This window comes from Mesorhizobium sp. B2-4-7 (genome assembly GCF_006442685.1).
GTDB lineage: Bacteria > Pseudomonadota > Alphaproteobacteria > Rhizobiales > Rhizobiaceae > Mesorhizobium.
In genome coordinates, this window is the sequence record NZ_VFVH01000002.1 from 212,497 (window position 1) to 228,149 (window position 15,653).

A 15,653-nucleotide genomic window follows, 5' to 3' on the forward strand; every position below is an offset into this window, starting at 1 on the left:
CCCTTGGCCTATCGTGTTCCGCGAAGTCGGCGGGAGAGTTCGACCTTCAACTGGCCGAACGGGGCGCGGAGCGCATCATCGCGCCCGACGATGACATAATCATTGCCGGGCATCATGTCATCGGCCGCATGGGTGCGCACGGCCTCTTTCAGCCGCCGCCTGACGCGGTTGCGCACGACCGCGTTGCCGACCTTCTTGGTGACGGTGTAGCCGACGCGCGGCGCGCCGCCGTCGCCGCGGTCGAGGACCTCGACGAGGAAAAACCGCCCGCGACGTTTTTCACCACGGCGGACGGCCAGGAATTCCGCGCGTTTCAGAAGCCGCTTGGGATTTTGTCCCACTGGCTTGCCGGTTGCGGGCAACGATCTTGTCTCGCTCAGGCGCTGAGCCGCTTGCGGCCGCGGTTGCGGCGAGCTGCGACGACGCCGCGACCACCCTTGGTGGCCATGCGGGCACGGAAACCGTGCCGGCGTTTGCGGACGAGTTTTGACGGTTGGTAGGTACGCTTCATTTGTTTTAATACCGCGGGGTGCGGCCCTTCTTGATTCTGTCACTCTGTAACAGGAGCTTTGCCGGGCCGGCTTTGGCGCGATCGAAACCGCGCCGGGACGAATGGCCCGAGCGTGAGCGGGCTTATAGAAAGAAGGGTTTTGGAAGTCAATCCGGTGCCGGGCCGGTGCCGGGCCGGTGTCGCCGGGCCCGGGATGCGCACTTTCGCCGGCAATTATATCTCTCCGACCAAGGGGGAAATTGGCAAAAAAGCCGCAATCGCCTAATCTGGGCTGATCAAGCGATTGTGAAGACAGGACCGCATGAGCGAAACCACGCACGCCGAGGAAGGGACAGGACCAGCGCCAGCCGCCGTCCGCAGCGTACCCTTATCGCGCGGCCTGTCGACAAAACTGCTGCTGTTGACCATCGTTTTCGTGCTTTTGGCCGAGGTGCTCATCTTCCTGCCCTGGATCGCCAGCTACCGGCTGGCCTGGCTCAAGGAGCGGCTGAGTACCGCCGCGGCCGTATCGATCGTGCTGGTGCAGGGCGAACCGACCTCGCTGTCGCGCACGGCGCAGAACGACGTGCTTATGGCGATCGGCGCCAAGGCGATCGCGGTGCGCGACGGCGGCGTGTCGCGGCTGCTTGTGGTGGCCGACATGCCGCCGCAGGTCGACGAGCACATCGACCTCGCCAGCGTCGGCATGGTCAAGGGCATGACCGGCGCGCTCGACACGCTGTTTTTCGGCGGCAACCGGATGCTGCGCGTCTTCGGGCCGGTCGGCGACAGCGACAAGGAGTTCGAACTGATCATGCCGGACTCCAGCCTGCGCAAGGCGATGCTCATCTATTCGCGCAACGTCGCCTTCGTCTCGCTGCTGATCTCGCTGTTCACGGCCATGCTGGTCTATGCCGCGATCGACCTGATCATGATCGGCCCGATCCGCAACATGACGCGCTCCATGCTGTCCTTCTCGCAGGCCCCCGACGACCCCAGCCGGATCATTCATCCCGCCGCCCGCGCCGATGAGATCGGGGTGGCCGAGCGCGAGCTGTCGCAGATGCAGGAGCGGCTGCAGAAGATGCTGACCGAGCAGAAGCACCTGGCCGACCTCGGCCTCGCCGTGTCGAAGATCAACCACGACATGCGCAACATCCTGGCCTCGGCGCAGCTAATTTCGGACCGCCTGCGCCAGGTCAAGGATCCGACCGTGCAGGCCTTCGCGCCGAAGCTCCTGCGTGCGCTCGACCGTGCGGTCTCCTACTCGGAAGGCGTGCTTCATTACGGCCGTACGCAGGAGCCGCCGCCTTCGCGCCGGCGCGTGCGGCTGCGCCAGCTGGTCGAGGACGTGCACGGCCTGCTCGACATCGAGGAAGGCATCGAGTTCATCAACGCGGTCGAAAAGGCGTTCGAGGTGGACGCCGATTCCGACCAGTTGTTCCGCGTGCTCACCAATCTGTGCCGCAACGCCGTGCAGGCGATGGCGGCGGACACGGAGAGCGCCGTGGTGCGCCGGCTGGCGGTTTCGGCCGAGCGCATGGGCAGCGTCAGCCGCATCGTCGTGACCGACACCGGTCCCGGCCTGCCGCCGAAGGCGCGCGAGAACCTGTTCGCGGCGTTCCGCGGCTCTGCGCGCAGCGGCGGCACCGGGCTTGGTCTGGCGATCGCGCATGAACTGATCCGCGCGCATGGCGGCACGGTGGAGCTGGTCGAATCGATCGGCGGGCGCACCACCTTCGCCGTCACCATTCCCGACCAGCCGGTGCGGCTCGACCAGGCCCGCAACGGGCTGCGCCGCCCGGCCTGACAGGCTTGGGCGCTGTTTCGCCCGCAAACCGGTCCGGCCCCCTTCGCCCTGAATGCCGCTTCGAACAACCCGATTTCCGGCCGGATCCAGCGGATGACGCATCGACGACAAAACTTTTGCCGGATCGGCTTGCTTTTCGCGAATTCAGTCGCTAGGGAACTGCACACATTCGCGGCCGGTCCTCAAGGATCGGATCGCGGGGTCATGGAAAGCATGACCTGATGCGCGCCCGTAGCTCAGCTGGATAGAGCACCAGACTACGAATCTGGGGGTCAGGAGTTCGAATCTCTTCGGGCGCGCCATTTTATCCTATTGAAATCAATAGACTTCCAGGCGTTTCCAGCGCGACGCCACTGGCTCGATTTTCGGAATTCAGCCGGTTTTGGCAAGACGGCGGCAGCCGGTGCCAAAATCGCACTATGGGCTAAAGTGCCCTACTTGGAACGGCACAGTCTCTGCTAAGCATTCGAAATTTGCTGAGTTTCCTGGCGGTGCACGTGACAGACTCACATTCCGGGGCCGCGCTGGCGTAGTTCGGGATTGAAATCATTGTAGTTCTTCTTTCCGATCTTTCAGTGCGCGCCACCCGCCTCGATATGGCCCGGGTTGCGCAACAGCAGCGTGGCGAAGAACGCGACGACAAGGGCTGCTCCGAGCAGATAGAACGCGTCGCTGAAAGCCATGATGAAAGCCTGCTTGCGCACCATCTGTCCGATGGCGATGACGGCCTTGTGCATCGCGGCTGCGCGATCGCCGGCGCCATGCGCCAGGAAGTACCGGGTCAGATGCTCGATGCGCGCGCGAGTGCTCTCTTCGAACAGCGACACCGACCGCACCAGCACGTTGGAGTGGAACTGCTCGCGCTTGGTCAGAAAAGTCTGCAGCATGGCGATGCCGACGGCGCCGCCGAGATTCCGGATCATGTTGAACAATGCGGAGGCAGAGCCGGCATTCTCCTGCTCGATGCCGGCCGTAGCGACCGCAGCCAGGGGTACCATGACCAGCGCCTGACCGACGGCTCGGACGACATTCGGCCAAAAGAACTGCTCCGACGCGTAGGCCGCCGTCATTTCGATGTTCATGAAATTGCTCGCCGCGAACAGCGCAAAGCCGAAGGCAACGATAATGCGCATGTCGAAACGCTTCATCAACTGCGGCACCAGCGGGATCAGCACCAGTTGCGGCAGGCCTGTCCAGGCCAGCACCATGCCGATCTGCTGAGCGTTGTAGCCCTGGATGCGCGCGAGATAGACGGGCAGGATGAACACCGCCCCGTAGAGCGCAATTCCGAGCAGGAAGCTGGCCAGGATGGAGAACCCGAAATTCCAGCGGGCGAACAGTCTGAGGTTAAGCAAGGGCCTTTCGCTTCTCAACTCGATCCACAGGAAAAGCGAGAGGCTGACGAGGGCGATCATGGACAGCCGCACGATGAAAGGCGAGCCGAACCAATCGTCCTTGTTGCCCTCCTCGAGCACGGTCTGCAAGGCGCCGAGCCCGATCGCCATGGTGATGATCCCGGCCCAGTCGCCCTGGCGCAGCAGCGAAAGCTGCATCGGCGCCCTTTCGAGCGACATCCACAGCATGCCGACCATCAGCGCGCCGGGGACCAAGTTGACATAGAAGATGAACTGCCAACCCCAGTTCTCGGTGAGATAGCCACCGATTGTCGGCCCGATGGCTGGTGCGAAGGTCGCCGACAGCGCGAACAGGGCGAATCCGATCGGCTGCTTCGCCTTCGGCAGGAGGGTTATGGTGATGGTGAAGGCGACCGGAATCAGCACGCCGCCGCAAAAGCCCTGCAGAGCACGCAGAACAATCATCTGCTGAAGGTTTTGCGCGAAGGCGCAGGCAACCGAGAAGGCGAGAAACAGGACTGCATTGGCCAGAAGATAGACGCGGATGGAAAAGACCCGCGACAGCCAGCCGGTGAGCGGAATGACGACGATCTCGGCCACCAGGTAGGCGGTCGATATCCAGCCGCCGTCATCGATGCCCGCGCCGATGGCGCCCTGAATGTCGGCTAGCGATGCGTTGACGATCTGGATGTTGAGGACCGCCATGAAGGCGCCGAGCGTCGAGCCAATGACGGCGATCCAGGTCTTGAGCGGGGCGGAAGAGGCATCGGTCGGCGCCAGGCTCGATGCTTTGGCTGCCATCGGCGCAGGCGTGGGGTTGGTGGTGAGGGTTGCGGGCACGGCTGAATTCCTTGTTTGACGAAGCGCGCGTGAGACACTGGCGTGGCGGCCACCATGCGAGGTCCCGGAGAACCTCGCGCAGCCGCTACGAGTTACCAGCCGGCGATGATCCGGCGGCCGCTGTCCGGTTCACCCCGTTCGGCCAGGATGGTTGCCTTCGTGTCGATCGTCGGTTCGGCCGACATGCCGGCGCGCAGCTTGCCGGCGAGCCTGCCGTCGTTGATCGCGATCTTCACCGGGATGCGCTGCACGATCTTGGTGAAATTGCCGGTGGCGTTATCCGGGGGCAGCAGCGCGAACTCGAGACCGCTGGCCGGCGACACACTGTCGACGCGGCCCTTGAGTGCCACGCCGGGAAAGCCGTCGACGGCGATCTCGACCGGCTGTCCGCTCTGCACATGAGTGAGCTGTGTTTCCTTGAAATTGGCCACGACATAGACCGCATTCAGCGGCACCACCGCCATGAGCAGCGTGCCGGCCTGCACATACTGGCCGACGCGAAGCGAACGGGCCCCGACGGTGCCGTCGACGGGCGCTGTGATCGTGGTGTAGGAGAGACTGAGTTTCGCCTGACGCAGGGCGGCCTGGCTGCTGTCGCGCTCGGCCTCCGCCTTGCCGCGCTCAGTCGTGAGCACGTCGATTGCTTTGCGGGCAGCAACCAGTGCGGCGCGATCCCTCTGCAGTTGGGCTTCGTTTTCGCCAAGGGAGGCTTCGGCCTGCTGGGCGCGTTGGCTGGTGCCGTAGCCGCTTTTCAGCAGGGTTTTATAGCGGTCACCCTCCTGCTGCGCGAATTTGAGCTTCGCCTCGGTTGCGGCGACGTTGGCCTTTTGCTGTTCGACCACCGAATGCTGCAGGCCGATCTGGGCGTCGAGGTTATGCAGCGTCGCTTCGGCTGCTTCGACATTGGCTTGCGCTTGGTCTAGCGCGGTCCTGAAATCGCGATCGTCGATGCGGGCCAGAACCTGGCCCGCCTTGACGTGAGTGTTGTCCTCGACCAGCACCTCGGCGATGTGGCCCGAGATCTTCGGCGCGACAGCCGTATAGTCGGCCTTGACATAGGCATCGTCGGTCGATTGCAGATACTGCCCGACCGTCCAATAGTCATAGCCGTAGAGCGCAGCCGCGGTCAGGCCGGCCACCAGACCCAACCCGATTACGGTGCGTTTGATCATCGTCTTGCGGGACCGCCGCGCGGGTTTTACCTCAACCGGGTATTCCAAGGTGGCGGGGTTGACGCTTACGGTCATCGTAATCTCCTCTCACGGTCGGGCCGAGTGGCCGATTGGTGCAAGGACGATGCAACGGCAATCTTGATGTGATAATCGAGGAAAGAACGGAAGGATCATCCATTAAGAGCGGATAATCGAAATGGACAGGCTCACGAGCTTGACGGTGTTTGGCCGCGTTGTGGAATGCGGAGGCTTTTCCGCGGCGGCCCGACGCCTCAACATGTCGACGACGATGGTCAGCAACCACGTCCAGGCGCTGGAGGAAAGGCTCGGCGTTCGGCTTCTCAATCGCACCACCCGCAAGGTGAGCCTGACCGAGATCGGCCAGGCTTACTATCAGCGTTCCTCGCAGATCCTCGCCGATCTGGAGGAGGCGGACCGCGTCGCGGGAGCACTTCAGGCGACGCCGCAAGGCACGCTTCGCCTTCATTCCAGCATGAGCGTCATCCGTTTTCTGGCGCCGATCGTTTCCGAATTCGTCAACCTTTATCCGGCTGTTTCGGTCGATCTCACCGTCGGCGAAAGAATGGTCGACATGGTGGAGGAGGGCTTCGACCTTGACGTGCGTTCGCTGCCGCTTCCCGATTCGAGCCTGATCGTGCGGCGGCTGACCTCATGGCGCAACATCGTCTGCGGTTCGCCCGGCTATTTCGAACGCCATGGAACACCGCGTCGGCCCGATGACCTCGCACGCCACAATTGCATGCGCCATGCGTCATATCCTTTCGGTAACGAGTGGCGTTTCGAGGACCCCGACGGCGAGCCCGTTTCCGTCCGCGTCGATGGCAACTTATTGACCAACAGCCAGGAGACGCTCAGACGCCTTGCTCTCGACGGCCGCGGTCTGTTCATACCGCCGCCCTTCCTCGTGGCCGACGACCTGAGCGCCGGGCGCCTTGTCCGGGTGCTGGAGGAATATTCAGGAGTCGAGTTCGCGATCAACGCGTTCTATCCGCATCGTCACCATGTCTCGGCCAAGGTCAGGACTTTCATCGATCTGTTGGCCGAGCGCTTTGCCGAACACCGCAGATGGATGGAATTGAAGTACTGAACAGCAGTCCACCGTCCCCGCCGGAAAGTCGGTGGGCTGATGTCCCTTCTGATCTTCTGGCCGGCCACATGCGGGCAAGGGCCGGAGCGATTGCCAGCACCGACATGGCAAAATCCTCGATCCGGGGGGGTCAGCGCTGAGGCAGCGCGCCCGCTCATGATCCTATTATCCGCTCTTGGCGGATGATCCTTCCCAATCTTCGATGATTATCATGAACGGGCCCAAGATGCATCGTCTTGGCGAACAGGCAAGGACCTGTTCTTGAACCCAAGTCCAGAACTCAACCTTAGGAGATTTCCATGAAAAAGATCGCTCTTGCCACCGCCGCGTTCCTGGCCATCACTGGCGCCGCACTCGCCGAGAACCCGAATGTCGGCGGTTCCGACATCAGTGCGATTGCCCGGGAACAGCTCGACAACACCCACACGTCCTCGATCGCGCATAGTGCAGCCTACGAACTGCTCAATGCGGGCTCCAATGCGGCCATCGCGCAGGATCCGGCGGTCGAGCGTCGCCGGGACCTTTTCGGCAACCGTTAGACACCGGCTCCGGCCGCCGAACCCCCAAAGCAGCGGGCTCATTCGCCGCCTTCGCCTCGGGGTTCGACCGGTCGCGAAAAAAAGGAGAAATGCGATGGACGCAGTCGTCAACGGCGCCGCCTTGGAGCGGGCCGAAACAAGGAGTGCACCGCAGCGGCGTGGAGTCGAGGCTCTACAGATTCTGATGGCGCGCGTCGCGGCGATCTTGGTCTGGGTCGAAGCCGGTATGGAAAGGCGCCGGAGCCGCCGCATGCTGATGGAACTCACGGACTCGCAATTGCAAGACATCGGTCTTTCTCGCGCCGACGTTGCCGGCCGAGACTGGAAAACCGATTCTTTCCGCCCTGTTCCAGCCGATGGCCGCTAAATAACCGTGACAGGCATCAAGCACCCGGCGGGAAAAACCGGAAAGCCCTACCTTCATACAGCAGGAGAAAGAACATGCAGTTCATGGTCTTGACACGTCCCTGGCTCCGCAGAGCTTCATTCCCCGCGCGTGCCTGGGAAAAGAACCGTCAGTCTTTGCTCGGCCGCCGCCCAAGCCCGCAGATGGTAGCTGCGCAGCACGAACACGCTTGCAGCGAAGGCGAGCATCCCGGCTGCCACGCCGAGAGCCATTCCGGCGCCGGCTGCCGCTGTGGCGGCTATGCCTGTAAAGACACCTGCGATGGCGCTGCTGATCACGCTCACCATTCCGGCCGTGGTCATGAAATACTGCAACGGCGATAGGCTGAGCCCCTTGTCCACGAGCACCGCCGAGCGATCGTCGTGCGTGGAATGAACGAGGTAGCTTTGCATGGCGGGCGCGACTTCGACGTAGTAGTGCCGGATCCGCGCCATTCCACGGGCGTGCACCATGTCCTCGATGGCGACCTGCACGGCGCGGACGAAGGTGACCAGGCCGATGAAGAAAACGCAAGGCAGCAAGATCAGGCTGAACAGCACGAACGGCGTGCCCATTTTCGTGACCTGCGCCACGAATGACAGAGCGATCGCCGCGCTTGAGACCGATGTGAGGAACAGATTGGCGCGCTGATTCGCCTCCTGAATGGTGGCCGCGCGGGCGGTCTGCAGCACGAAGTGCTCGGTTGTCATGCACTGCAGGACTACCCGCGCGTCGTTGCCTTCTTCCGCCATCCCATCCGTCCTCCGGTCGGCTCGACCACAGCGCCGCCGAAATCGCTCAGGATCGGCAAGCCGCCTTCAGTCGCGCATATGCGGGCCTGGCGGCCTTCCGTAGCCGCCCATGGAGCCACGCCGGCCCGAGAGGCTGGGTCATTCCACGCGCTCGAACACATCCAGGCTGGTCCCGAAGGCGCGCCATGCCCCAACTCTGACCATCCTGGCAGGCGCCCCTTCCGCCGATGCGGTAAGGGTCTGCCCTGCAACGGTATGCCAAAGCATCTCGAGCTTACTTTCCCGCAGAATACCGGTGTAGCTCACGGCCGCAGGCCCGGCCTTGCCCTGTCCCGCAGCCGTGAAGCCGATTACGTCGCCGCAAGCAGCGCCATGGATCGGAAGTTCCTGACCAAAGAAACTGCTGTCTTCCAACGCCGTCCTGAACGTGCCGCGGATGACGCCTTCCGCATCGTCCTCGATGATGACGGTCGAGCCGTATTGGTTTCGCCAAGTCCCGATCCAATCTGGCATGGAGCACTCCACGAGCGGTTCGGGATCAACGTGCAGGGCCCGCACGCGTTCCGAGGCTGCCTGCGCCGCTCGGCGTCGAGGCCAACCTCTGGGCAGCCGTCGCCGGGCCGAGTGCGGCGCTGATGCCGCAACAGCGCCAATTCCGGCGCCCGCGTCAGCTGACGTCGATGACGACCATCAGCCCGCCGCCGCCCTTTTGCTCGACATTGTTGTTCGTCGTGTGGTGCGGAATGTGGCAGTGGATGAGCCATTTGCCGGGTCGCCGCGCCGTCCAGACGACATCATAGCGCTGGCCCGGACCGACATTGATGGTGTCGGCGAGGAAGCGGGCCGAAGGGGGAATGGTCTCGCCGTCGCGCGCGACGACCTCGAATGGTCCGCCATGAATGTGCATCGGATGGATGAAGCCGTTGTTGGTGCCGATGAAGCGAACCTTCAGGGTCTCGCCGACCTTCATGCGGATCGTCTCGGTGGAGGGATAGGCCTTGCCGTTGATGGTGAAGAAGTTCGGCATGCCGCCGTCCATCGGCATCGAGGGATAGGTCAGCCCCTCTCGCACCAGCCATTCCTGCAACTCGATGACGTAGTCATGGTCGGCGGCGACCTCATCGGCGGGGTTGGCGGGATCGATGATCAGGGCGCCATAGAGGCCGAGTGCCTGGGTGCGGTCGGGCTTGGCGTGCGGATGGTAGAAATAGGTGCCGTGCTGGGTGGCCGTGAATTCGTAAGAATAGGTCTGCCCCGGCTCGATCGGGGCCTGCGTGATCTCGGCCGGCCCGTCCATCTGGTTGGGCAGGATCAGGCCATGCCAGTGCACGGTCGTTTCCTCAGGCAGATCGTTTGTCACGTTGACCCTGATGCGGTCACCCTGCCGGATGTGGATGCGCGGGCCGGGAATCTGGCCGTTATAGGCATAGGCATCGACCGCGACGTCCGGCAGGATCTGCCAGCGGATCACCGAGGGCCTCAGCTCGAACACCTTCACGCCGTTCTCCATTCGGAACGGCAGATCCTGGTCGCCCTTGGTGGCGAGGTCGTATAAAGCGGTGACGAGGCGCGGATCGGCCGCCGCCATGTCGCGCATGGCGTCGGCCGGGGTGTCGCGGTCCATGATCATGCCCTGCGGCATGATCACCCCGCCGACGTCGCGGGCCGAAAGCCTGAGGTTCAGCCAGTTCGCCGGAGCGGCCATGCCAACACCAAGCGCAATCAGCGACACCACGCCGAGCGCGGCGATCTGCGGCGTGGTCGCGTCCGACCGCGTCTGATGGCCGCCCTTGCTTTTGTGGGAACCCGTGTCGTGGCCATGCTCGCGATGACCATGGCCACCGGCCTGCCGCATTTGCGTCTGCGCATGCTGCCTTCTGGCAGCGGGCTCCTGGTTGTCTTTCCCGGCCTCCGGCGGGCGCTCGGTCATCAGGCCGTGCTTCAACTCGCGCGCAACCAGCCAGACATTGGCGGGGTAGGCAAGCGCGAAACCGGCGATGACGCCGAGCGACATCACGCCCCAGAACAGCAGCTCGGTCGGCTCCATGGCGCGCATGTCGCGGCCCATCATCAGGAAGCTCATGACCGGCGCCATGCCGGCCATCATGAAGTTCATCGAAATGAACTCGGGCAGGAAGCTCTTGCGCACGTTTTCCCAATAGCTGCCGCCCATCATCGATTTCATGAACAGCGACTGGAAGATGAAAAGGCCGAACGCGAAGCCGGCGAGATATTCGACGATGAGATCGAGCCACATCGGCAGGCCGAGCGTGGCGGTGACGACCGCGGCAAGGATGATGCCCGTCGCATCGCCGGCGACACAGTGGATGGTCGAGCCGACGCCCTGCTTCCAGAGCGGACTGGTGAAGGCTTCATGCTCGCCCGGGCGCGGCTCCTTGTCGGCGAGCACGTAAAGCAGCAGCCCGAGCGGGCCCATATAGAGCGTCACCAGGATGAAGCCCCATTTCATCACCACCGGCTCAGGATTGTTGCGGTACTGGTCAACGCCGACATAGAGCGTCGAGGCCAGGGCGAGCACGAACCAGGCGACCAGAAAATAGTCGATCGGTTGGATAAGCATGGATTCGGCCTCTTTGCGTCGTCAGATAAAACGGCAGGTTGTGCCCTCCTGCGGATGAACGCGGTCGTGGCGGATACGATCCCGTCTGTTCCTCTCATACGCCGACGGCTCGATCCCGCTTGACCTTCCGGCTACTGGAACCTCTAGGGTCGGAGCGAGGTCTTCCGGCGAGGCCTTTCCATCGGGCGCAAGGAGCAAAAAATGCATCGACGCGGTTTTCTGGCGGCAGGCCTGGCGACGGTTCTGGCGAGCCCGCGCGCACTGGCGCAGACGAAGATGGACGACATGTCGATGCCCGGCATGGATATGGGCGGCCATGCCGGCCACGACATGGCCGCGATGAGGCAAGACGCTGTTACCCTGCCCGACGGCCAGGCGTTGCGCGACCTGCCGCTGCTTGCCAACGAAACTGATCGGCCAGCCTGTTCAAGGCGAGGCTGGCGGCGGAGCCGGCCGTCGCGAGGTTCGCCGAGAGGCTCGACACGCCGATCCTCGCCTATAACTGTGTGAGCCCGGGCCCGCTGATCGAAGCCTTCGAGGGCGACCGCGTGGAGATCACCTTCGCCAACCGCTGCCATTCCAGGTTCCGGCAAAGGGTGAAATGAGAATGGCTGCGACCGCGCCGGCGCGCCCTTTTTTGCAAGACAATCAACCAGCAGGCCGCCAATTGACGAACAGTGTCGCACCGTTGTCTGTTAGCAGGCGACGCCTCCTGGCGCTCACGGGGGAACCTTTCCCGCGCGTGGGGGTTTGGCCGGACGACGCCCGCTGACGGACAAGGTCACGCCGGAGATTCAGGATCATTTCATCCAGCGAAAGAGCCGGATCAGGAAAGCTGTTCGACGGGCGCACGCATCGGATCGCTTCGGCGCTGGAGCAGCTTGGGATCGACTCGAAGCTGAACGAGACAGACGGCGCCGCCGTCGTTCATGAACTGCCGGTCGAGTTCATGGCCAACGTGGCTGGACTGCGTGCAAACGTTAAAGGGACCTACTCGAATGCGGTGCCTCGTCACAGCTATGGCGCTGACCTTTGCCGCGCTCTGCGCCCCCGCACCCGCGCAAGAACAGCAGCACGCAACCTCTGTTGAAACGCAGCAAACCGGCCTGCCACCCGGCTTTGAGGCGCAATTCCAGCACCGCTATATCGACGCGAACGGTACCCGGCTCCACTATGTCATCGGCGGCGGCGCCACCGGCCCGCTCGTGGTACTGCTGCACGGTTGGCCGCAGACCTGGTATACATGGCGGAATGTGATGCCGTCGCTGGCGAAGGCCGGCTACCGCGTCGTCGCCGTCGACTATCGCGGTGCGGGAGAATCCGACAAGCCACTCGCCGGGTATGACAAAGCGACTATGGCCGCCGATATTCGCGCCCTTGTCCACGGGCTCGGCGCGACCAAGGTCGATCTGGTCGGGCGCGACATCGGCGTGATGGTCGCCTATGCCTACGCCGCGCAGTGGCCGGACGAGGTCGCGAGTTTGGTGATGCTCGACGTGCCGATTCCGGCCACCGCCGCATGGAACGAGGCGAAGCACAAGCCCGATCCGGAGCTTTGGCATTTCGGGCTGTTCCAGCAGCGCGACATCGCCGAAATGTTGGTCGCGGGCCACGAATACCCGTTCATCCGGGATTTCTATCTGAAGCGCGCCTACAGGCACGTCGCCGACGAGGACATAGCGGTCTATGCCAGGGCCTACGCCGCTCCAGGAGGGCTTCGTGCCGGCTTCGAGCTCTATCGCGCCTTTCCCGAAGACGAGCGCCGTTTCGCCGAATTTGAGAAACGCAGACTGCCGATGCCTATCCTGGCGCTTGCCGGCGACAAGAGCAACGGCATGACGGAACTCGCCATGGCGAAGGACCTCGGCATCAACGTGCGCGGCGGTGTCGCACCGGACACCGGGCACTGGCTGCCCGACGAAAACCCGGAGTTCCTCACCAAGGAGCTGGTCGCCTTCTTCAGTCAAATCTATCGCGGAGCGAAATAGTGCGGTGATCATCCGCTTTGGACATTCATCGCCCTGATCGTTCCTGAGACAGTCACTCGTTGCGGCCTCCGCCGCCAGCCATTAATAAACTGAGGCTGACACACGAGCATGAGAAGCAGCCGTGAGCGAGCCAACGCAGCGAATGGTCGAGACCAACGGCATCCGCCTCAACGTCGCGGAGCAGGGCGATGGCCCTTTGGTGCTCTTGTGCCACGGCTTTCCCGAATCCTGGTATTCGTGGCGCCATCAATTGAGTGCGCTCGCGGCGGCGGGCTTTCACGCCGTCGCCCCCGACATGCGGGGCTATGGCAAGAGCGATCGGCCGGAGGCGGTCGAACAGTATACGCTCTTCTATCTGGTCGGCGACATGGTGGGCCTTCTTGACGCCTTCGAAGCGCCGACCGCCATCATCGCCGGCCACGACTGGGGCGCCGTCGTCGCCTGGCACGCGGCGCTGATGCGCCCGGACCGGTTCCAAGCCGTCATCGGCCTCAGCGTGCCGTTCCGGCCGCGGGCCAAGGTGCGCCCAACCAGCGTGATGCCGCGAACGACGGACTCGCAATTCTACCAGCTCTATTTCCAGCAACCCGGCATTGCCGAAGCCGAGCTGGAGCGGGACCCCCGGACCACGGTGCGGGCCATGCTTTACGCCGCATCGGGGGATGCCTCGGGCACGAGCGCGGGTGGAATCGGCATGGTTCCACATGATGGAGGTTTCCTGCAAGCCGTCGAGGCGCCGCCGGGCCTGCCGCCCTGGCTCAGCCAAGGCGACCTCGATTTCTACGCGGGCGAGTTCCAGCGCACCGGCTTCGCGGGAGGTCTCAACTGGTACCGCAACATCGACCGGAACTGGGAGCTGATGGCGCCCTTTGCCGGCGCGCGCGTCAAGGTTCCCGCGCTCTATATAGCGGGCGACCGCGATCTGGTGGTCGCCTTCCCCGGAATGGACCAGTTGCTGGCCAATCTCGGAAATTTCGTCCCGCAACTCCGCGACAAGTTGATGCTGCCCGGCTGCGGGCACTGGACCCAGCAGGAACGCCCGGACGAGGTCAATGCCGCGATGATCCATTTCCTCCGGAGCTTGCCGGAACGGCGCTGATCCGAGGACACGACCGGCCGCGAGGCCGCCGGCGAAAGCTCATTGTCGGATGGGTCTGGAATGCGCCATAGGCGCGGAAATCATGGAGATGAGCGTAAAGAGATTTTTTGAACGCTATCAGCGGTTTTTCAAGGAGTCGCTTGGCGGCAGCATGGATATGGACGAGGCCGCGTCGCTCTACACGTCGGAGTTCATAGCCGCCTCGCCTGCCGGCGTCGTGACCGGAAAGAACGACGATCAACTCAAGCAAGTCATGGCCCAGGGCTATGCCCACTACCGGGCAATCGGAACGAAAGAGATGCGGATACGCGACATCCGCATCTCGCCGATCGACGAGCATCATTGCGTTGCCCATGTTGCATGGACCGCGACCTACGCCCGCAAGGGCCAAGCGGATGTCGAAATAGATTTCGACGTTCACTACCTTGTCCGGAAACTCGACGGGGAGCCGAAGATATTCGGATGGGTGTAGGGCGATGAGCAGGCGCTGCTGAAGAAGCACGGCATCGTCTGAAGTCCGCCGCTCCTATTCCCGATTGCGTTCAACCCGCCGTCGGCTTCTCGGTGGACGATCATTGGCTGTGTTTTCGAAGCGCTTCGACGATGACCTTGAAGGCCGGCGAGTTCTGGCGACTGCTCGGATAATATAAATAATAGCCGGCGAATTTCGGCGCCCAATCGTCGAGCACGAGTTGCAACCGTCCGGCGGCAACATGCGCCGTGACCAGATCCTCGGGCACATAGGCAAGCCCGTAGCCGGCAATGGCGGCGTCGACCATCGGCAGGGTCGAGTTGAACACGAGCTGGCCATCGACGCGGACGCGCAGAGCCTGGCCGGCCTTCTGGAATTCCCAGGCATAGAGGCCACCGGCGCTGGTCATGCGCAGGTTGATGCAATTGTGGCCGATCAGGTCCTGCGGCGCCTTCGGCACACCACGTCCGGCGATGTAGGCCGGCGACCCCACGGCAACAAGCCGCCAGTCCGGCCCGATGCGCACGGCGATCATGTCCTTCTCCACGCTTTCGCCAAGCCGCACGCCAGCATCGAAACCATCCTCGACAATGTTGCGCAATCCGTTGTCCCGGCTGAATTCGAGCTTGATGTCAGGATAGTCGGCAAGGACGGGCCGCAGTTTCGGCCAGACCAGCTGCTCGAGGGCGTGATCGGAGACGGTGATGCGCACGGTCCCCGAGGGTTTGTCGCGATAGGCCGTCAGCGCCGCGATGTCGGTTTCGATATCGACGATGCGCGGCGCAAGGGATTGACGCAACCGCTCCCCCGCCTCGGTCGTCGAGACACTGCGCGTCGTTCGCGCCAGCAGCCGCAGGCCCATGCGGGTTTCGAGCCGCTTGATGGTGTGGCTGAGGGTCGATTGAGTAATACCGATCTTGGCGGCGGCCTTGGTGAAACTGCGCTCCTCGGCCACCATCAGGAACCACAGAAGATCGTTGAAGTTTTCGCGCATGGCCTTCTGCCCCGCTGAATACGGCCCGACGTTATTTATGGCATGCATCGATAAGTTCAAGCGACTTT

At 63.2% G+C, this 15,653-nt stretch carries 17 protein-coding genes and 1 tRNA gene; 10 read left to right on the plus strand and 8 right to left on the minus strand.

The window, feature by feature from the left end; translation table 11 throughout:
* Positions 1-8: 8 nt before the first annotated feature.
* Together rnpA and rpmH are read right to left on the minus strand one after the other, a co-directional pair.
* Positions 9-362, minus strand: a complete 354-nt coding sequence (rnpA, locus tag FJ946_RS07705; RefSeq protein WP_140491500.1) for a ribonuclease P protein component — start codon at positions 360-362, stop codon at positions 9-11.
* 14 nt (positions 363-376) lie between these two features.
* Positions 377-511, minus strand: a complete 135-nt coding sequence (rpmH, locus tag FJ946_RS07710; RefSeq protein WP_008833937.1) for a 50S ribosomal protein L34 — start codon at positions 509-511, stop codon at positions 377-379.
* Positions 512-812: 301 nt separating this feature from the next.
* On the opposite strand from rpmH, the gene FJ946_RS07720 reads away from it, so the two are divergent.
* Both FJ946_RS07720 and FJ946_RS07725 read left to right on the plus strand, forming a co-directional pair.
* Positions 813-2,300 carry a HAMP domain-containing sensor histidine kinase gene (locus tag FJ946_RS07720; protein WP_140563675.1) on the plus strand — a complete coding sequence of 496 codons (1,488 nt, stop codon included), beginning with the start codon at positions 813-815 and terminating at the stop codon, positions 2,298-2,300.
* Between the two features lie 225 nt (positions 2,301-2,525).
* Positions 2,526-2,602 (plus strand) — tRNA-Arg (locus FJ946_RS07725).
* A gap of 270 nt (positions 2,603-2,872) precedes the next feature.
* Here FJ946_RS07725 and FJ946_RS07730 read toward each other — a convergent pair.
* Together FJ946_RS07730 and FJ946_RS07735 are read right to left on the minus strand one after the other, a co-directional pair.
* On the minus strand, positions 2,873-4,456 hold the full coding sequence (locus FJ946_RS07730) for an MDR family MFS transporter (protein WP_140563964.1): 1,584 nt from the start codon (positions 4,454-4,456) through the stop codon (positions 2,873-2,875).
* A 131-nt stretch (positions 4,457-4,587) separates the two neighbouring features.
* Positions 4,588-5,742 carry an HlyD family secretion protein gene (locus tag FJ946_RS07735; RefSeq protein WP_140563677.1) on the minus strand — a complete coding sequence of 385 codons (1,155 nt, stop codon included), beginning with the start codon at positions 5,740-5,742 and terminating at the stop codon, positions 4,588-4,590.
* 121 nt (positions 5,743-5,863) lie between these two features.
* Between FJ946_RS07735 and FJ946_RS07740 the strand changes: the two genes are divergently transcribed.
* The 3 genes from FJ946_RS07740 (at position 5,864) to FJ946_RS07750 (ending at position 7,681) form a co-directional block, all read left to right on the plus strand.
* Positions 5,864-6,775 carry a LysR family transcriptional regulator gene (locus FJ946_RS07740; RefSeq protein ID WP_140524242.1) on the plus strand — a complete coding sequence of 304 codons (912 nt, stop codon included), beginning with the start codon at positions 5,864-5,866 and terminating at the stop codon, positions 6,773-6,775.
* Positions 6,776-7,074: 299 nt separating this feature from the next.
* Positions 7,075-7,314 carry a hypothetical protein gene (locus FJ946_RS07745; protein WP_140563679.1) on the plus strand — a complete coding sequence of 80 codons (240 nt, stop codon included), beginning with the start codon at positions 7,075-7,077 and terminating at the stop codon, positions 7,312-7,314.
* 94 nt (positions 7,315-7,408) lie between these two features.
* A complete protein-coding gene (locus FJ946_RS07750; RefSeq protein WP_246673011.1) occupies positions 7,409-7,681 on the plus strand; it encodes a DUF1127 domain-containing protein in 273 nt (90 codons plus the stop codon).
* 116 nt (positions 7,682-7,797) lie between these two features.
* Here FJ946_RS07750 and FJ946_RS07755 read toward each other — a convergent pair whose 3' ends face one another.
* The 3 genes from FJ946_RS07755 to FJ946_RS07765 form a co-directional block, all read right to left on the minus strand.
* The gene (locus tag FJ946_RS07755; RefSeq protein WP_140563681.1) at positions 7,798-8,451 is read right to left on the minus strand and encodes a hypothetical protein; all 654 of its coding nucleotides are present in this window, start codon (positions 8,449-8,451) and stop codon (positions 7,798-7,800) included.
* Positions 8,452-8,589: 138 nt separating this feature from the next.
* A complete protein-coding gene (locus FJ946_RS07760) occupies positions 8,590-8,964 on the minus strand; it encodes an avidin/streptavidin family protein (protein ID WP_140514279.1) in 375 nt (124 codons plus the stop codon).
* Positions 8,965-9,118: 154 nt separating this feature from the next.
* Positions 9,119-11,032 carry a DUF4396 domain-containing protein gene (locus FJ946_RS07765; RefSeq protein WP_140563683.1) on the minus strand — a complete coding sequence of 638 codons (1,914 nt, stop codon included), beginning with the start codon at positions 11,030-11,032 and terminating at the stop codon, positions 9,119-9,121.
* Positions 11,033-11,233: 201 nt separating this feature from the next.
* Between FJ946_RS07765 and FJ946_RS07770 the strand changes: the two genes are divergently transcribed.
* The 5 genes from FJ946_RS07770 to FJ946_RS07785 all read left to right on the plus strand — a co-directional run bounded on the left by FJ946_RS07770 (position 11,234) and on the right by FJ946_RS07785 (position 14,591).
* Positions 11,234-11,542 (plus strand): hypothetical protein, encoded by a 309-nt coding sequence (locus tag FJ946_RS07770; RefSeq protein ID WP_246673012.1) that lies wholly within the window; start codon positions 11,234-11,236, stop codon positions 11,540-11,542.
* Entirely contained in the window at positions 11,539-11,637 is a 99-nt protein-coding gene (locus FJ946_RS31090; RefSeq protein ID WP_246673013.1) for a hypothetical protein, read from the plus strand. Before FJ946_RS07770 ends, FJ946_RS31090 begins: the two co-directional genes overlap by 4 nt.
* Before the next feature lie 414 nt (positions 11,638-12,051).
* Positions 12,052-13,020: an alpha/beta hydrolase gene (locus FJ946_RS07775; protein ID WP_140493441.1), complete on the plus strand. Its 969-nt coding sequence runs from the start codon at positions 12,052-12,054 to the stop codon at positions 13,018-13,020.
* Between the two features lie 121 nt (positions 13,021-13,141).
* Positions 13,142-14,119: an alpha/beta hydrolase gene (locus FJ946_RS07780; protein WP_140563685.1), complete on the plus strand. Its 978-nt coding sequence runs from the start codon at positions 13,142-13,144 to the stop codon at positions 14,117-14,119.
* Positions 14,120-14,201: 82 nt separating this feature from the next.
* Positions 14,202-14,591, plus strand: a complete 390-nt coding sequence (locus tag FJ946_RS07785) for a DUF4440 domain-containing protein (protein ID WP_140563687.1) — start codon at positions 14,202-14,204, stop codon at positions 14,589-14,591.
* Between the two features lie 100 nt (positions 14,592-14,691).
* On the opposite strand, the gene FJ946_RS07790 is transcribed toward FJ946_RS07785, so the two are convergent.
* Complete coding sequence (locus FJ946_RS07790; RefSeq protein ID WP_140563689.1) at positions 14,692-15,585, minus strand: LysR family transcriptional regulator; 894 nt, start codon at positions 15,583-15,585, stop codon at positions 14,692-14,694.
* Positions 15,586-15,653: the final 68 nt, after the last annotated feature.

What these genes read in the sequence shown, in the direction of transcription:
- rpmH (WP_008833937.1), bottom strand. Translation starts at nt 511, where the DNA reads ATGAAGCGTACCTACCAACCGTCAAAACTCGTCCGCAAACGCCGGCAC.
- FJ946_RS07720 (WP_140563675.1), top strand. Translation starts at nt 813, where the DNA reads ATGAGCGAAACCACGCACGCCGAGGAAGGGACAGGACCAGCGCCAGCC.
- FJ946_RS07730 (WP_140563964.1), bottom strand. Translation starts at nt 4,456, where the DNA reads ATGGCAGCCAAAGCATCGAGCCTGGCGCCGACCGATGCCTCTTCCGCC.
- FJ946_RS07735 (WP_140563677.1), bottom strand. Translation starts at nt 5,742, where the DNA reads ATGACCGTAAGCGTCAACCCCGCCACCTTGGAATACCCGGTTGAGGTA.
- FJ946_RS07740 (WP_140524242.1), top strand. Translation starts at nt 5,864, where the DNA reads ATGGACAGGCTCACGAGCTTGACGGTGTTTGGCCGCGTTGTGGAATGC.
- FJ946_RS07745 (WP_140563679.1), top strand. Translation starts at nt 7,075, where the DNA reads ATGAAAAAGATCGCTCTTGCCACCGCCGCGTTCCTGGCCATCACTGGC.
- FJ946_RS07750 (WP_246673011.1), top strand. Translation starts at nt 7,409, where the DNA reads ATGGACGCAGTCGTCAACGGCGCCGCCTTGGAGCGGGCCGAAACAAGG.
- FJ946_RS07755 (WP_140563681.1), bottom strand. Translation starts at nt 8,451, where the DNA reads ATGGCGGAAGAAGGCAACGACGCGCGGGTAGTCCTGCAGTGCATGACA.
- FJ946_RS07760 (WP_140514279.1), bottom strand. Translation starts at nt 8,964, where the DNA reads ATGCCAGATTGGATCGGGACTTGGCGAAACCAATACGGCTCGACCGTC.
- FJ946_RS07765 (WP_140563683.1), bottom strand. Translation starts at nt 11,032, where the DNA reads ATGCTTATCCAACCGATCGACTATTTTCTGGTCGCCTGGTTCGTGCTC.
- FJ946_RS07770 (WP_246673012.1), top strand. Translation starts at nt 11,234, where the DNA reads ATGCATCGACGCGGTTTTCTGGCGGCAGGCCTGGCGACGGTTCTGGCG.
- FJ946_RS07775 (WP_140493441.1), top strand. Translation starts at nt 12,052, where the DNA reads ATGGCGCTGACCTTTGCCGCGCTCTGCGCCCCCGCACCCGCGCAAGAA.
- FJ946_RS07785 (WP_140563687.1), top strand. Translation starts at nt 14,202, where the DNA reads ATGGAGATGAGCGTAAAGAGATTTTTTGAACGCTATCAGCGGTTTTTC.
- FJ946_RS07790 (WP_140563689.1), bottom strand. Translation starts at nt 15,585, where the DNA reads ATGCGCGAAAACTTCAACGATCTTCTGTGGTTCCTGATGGTGGCCGAG.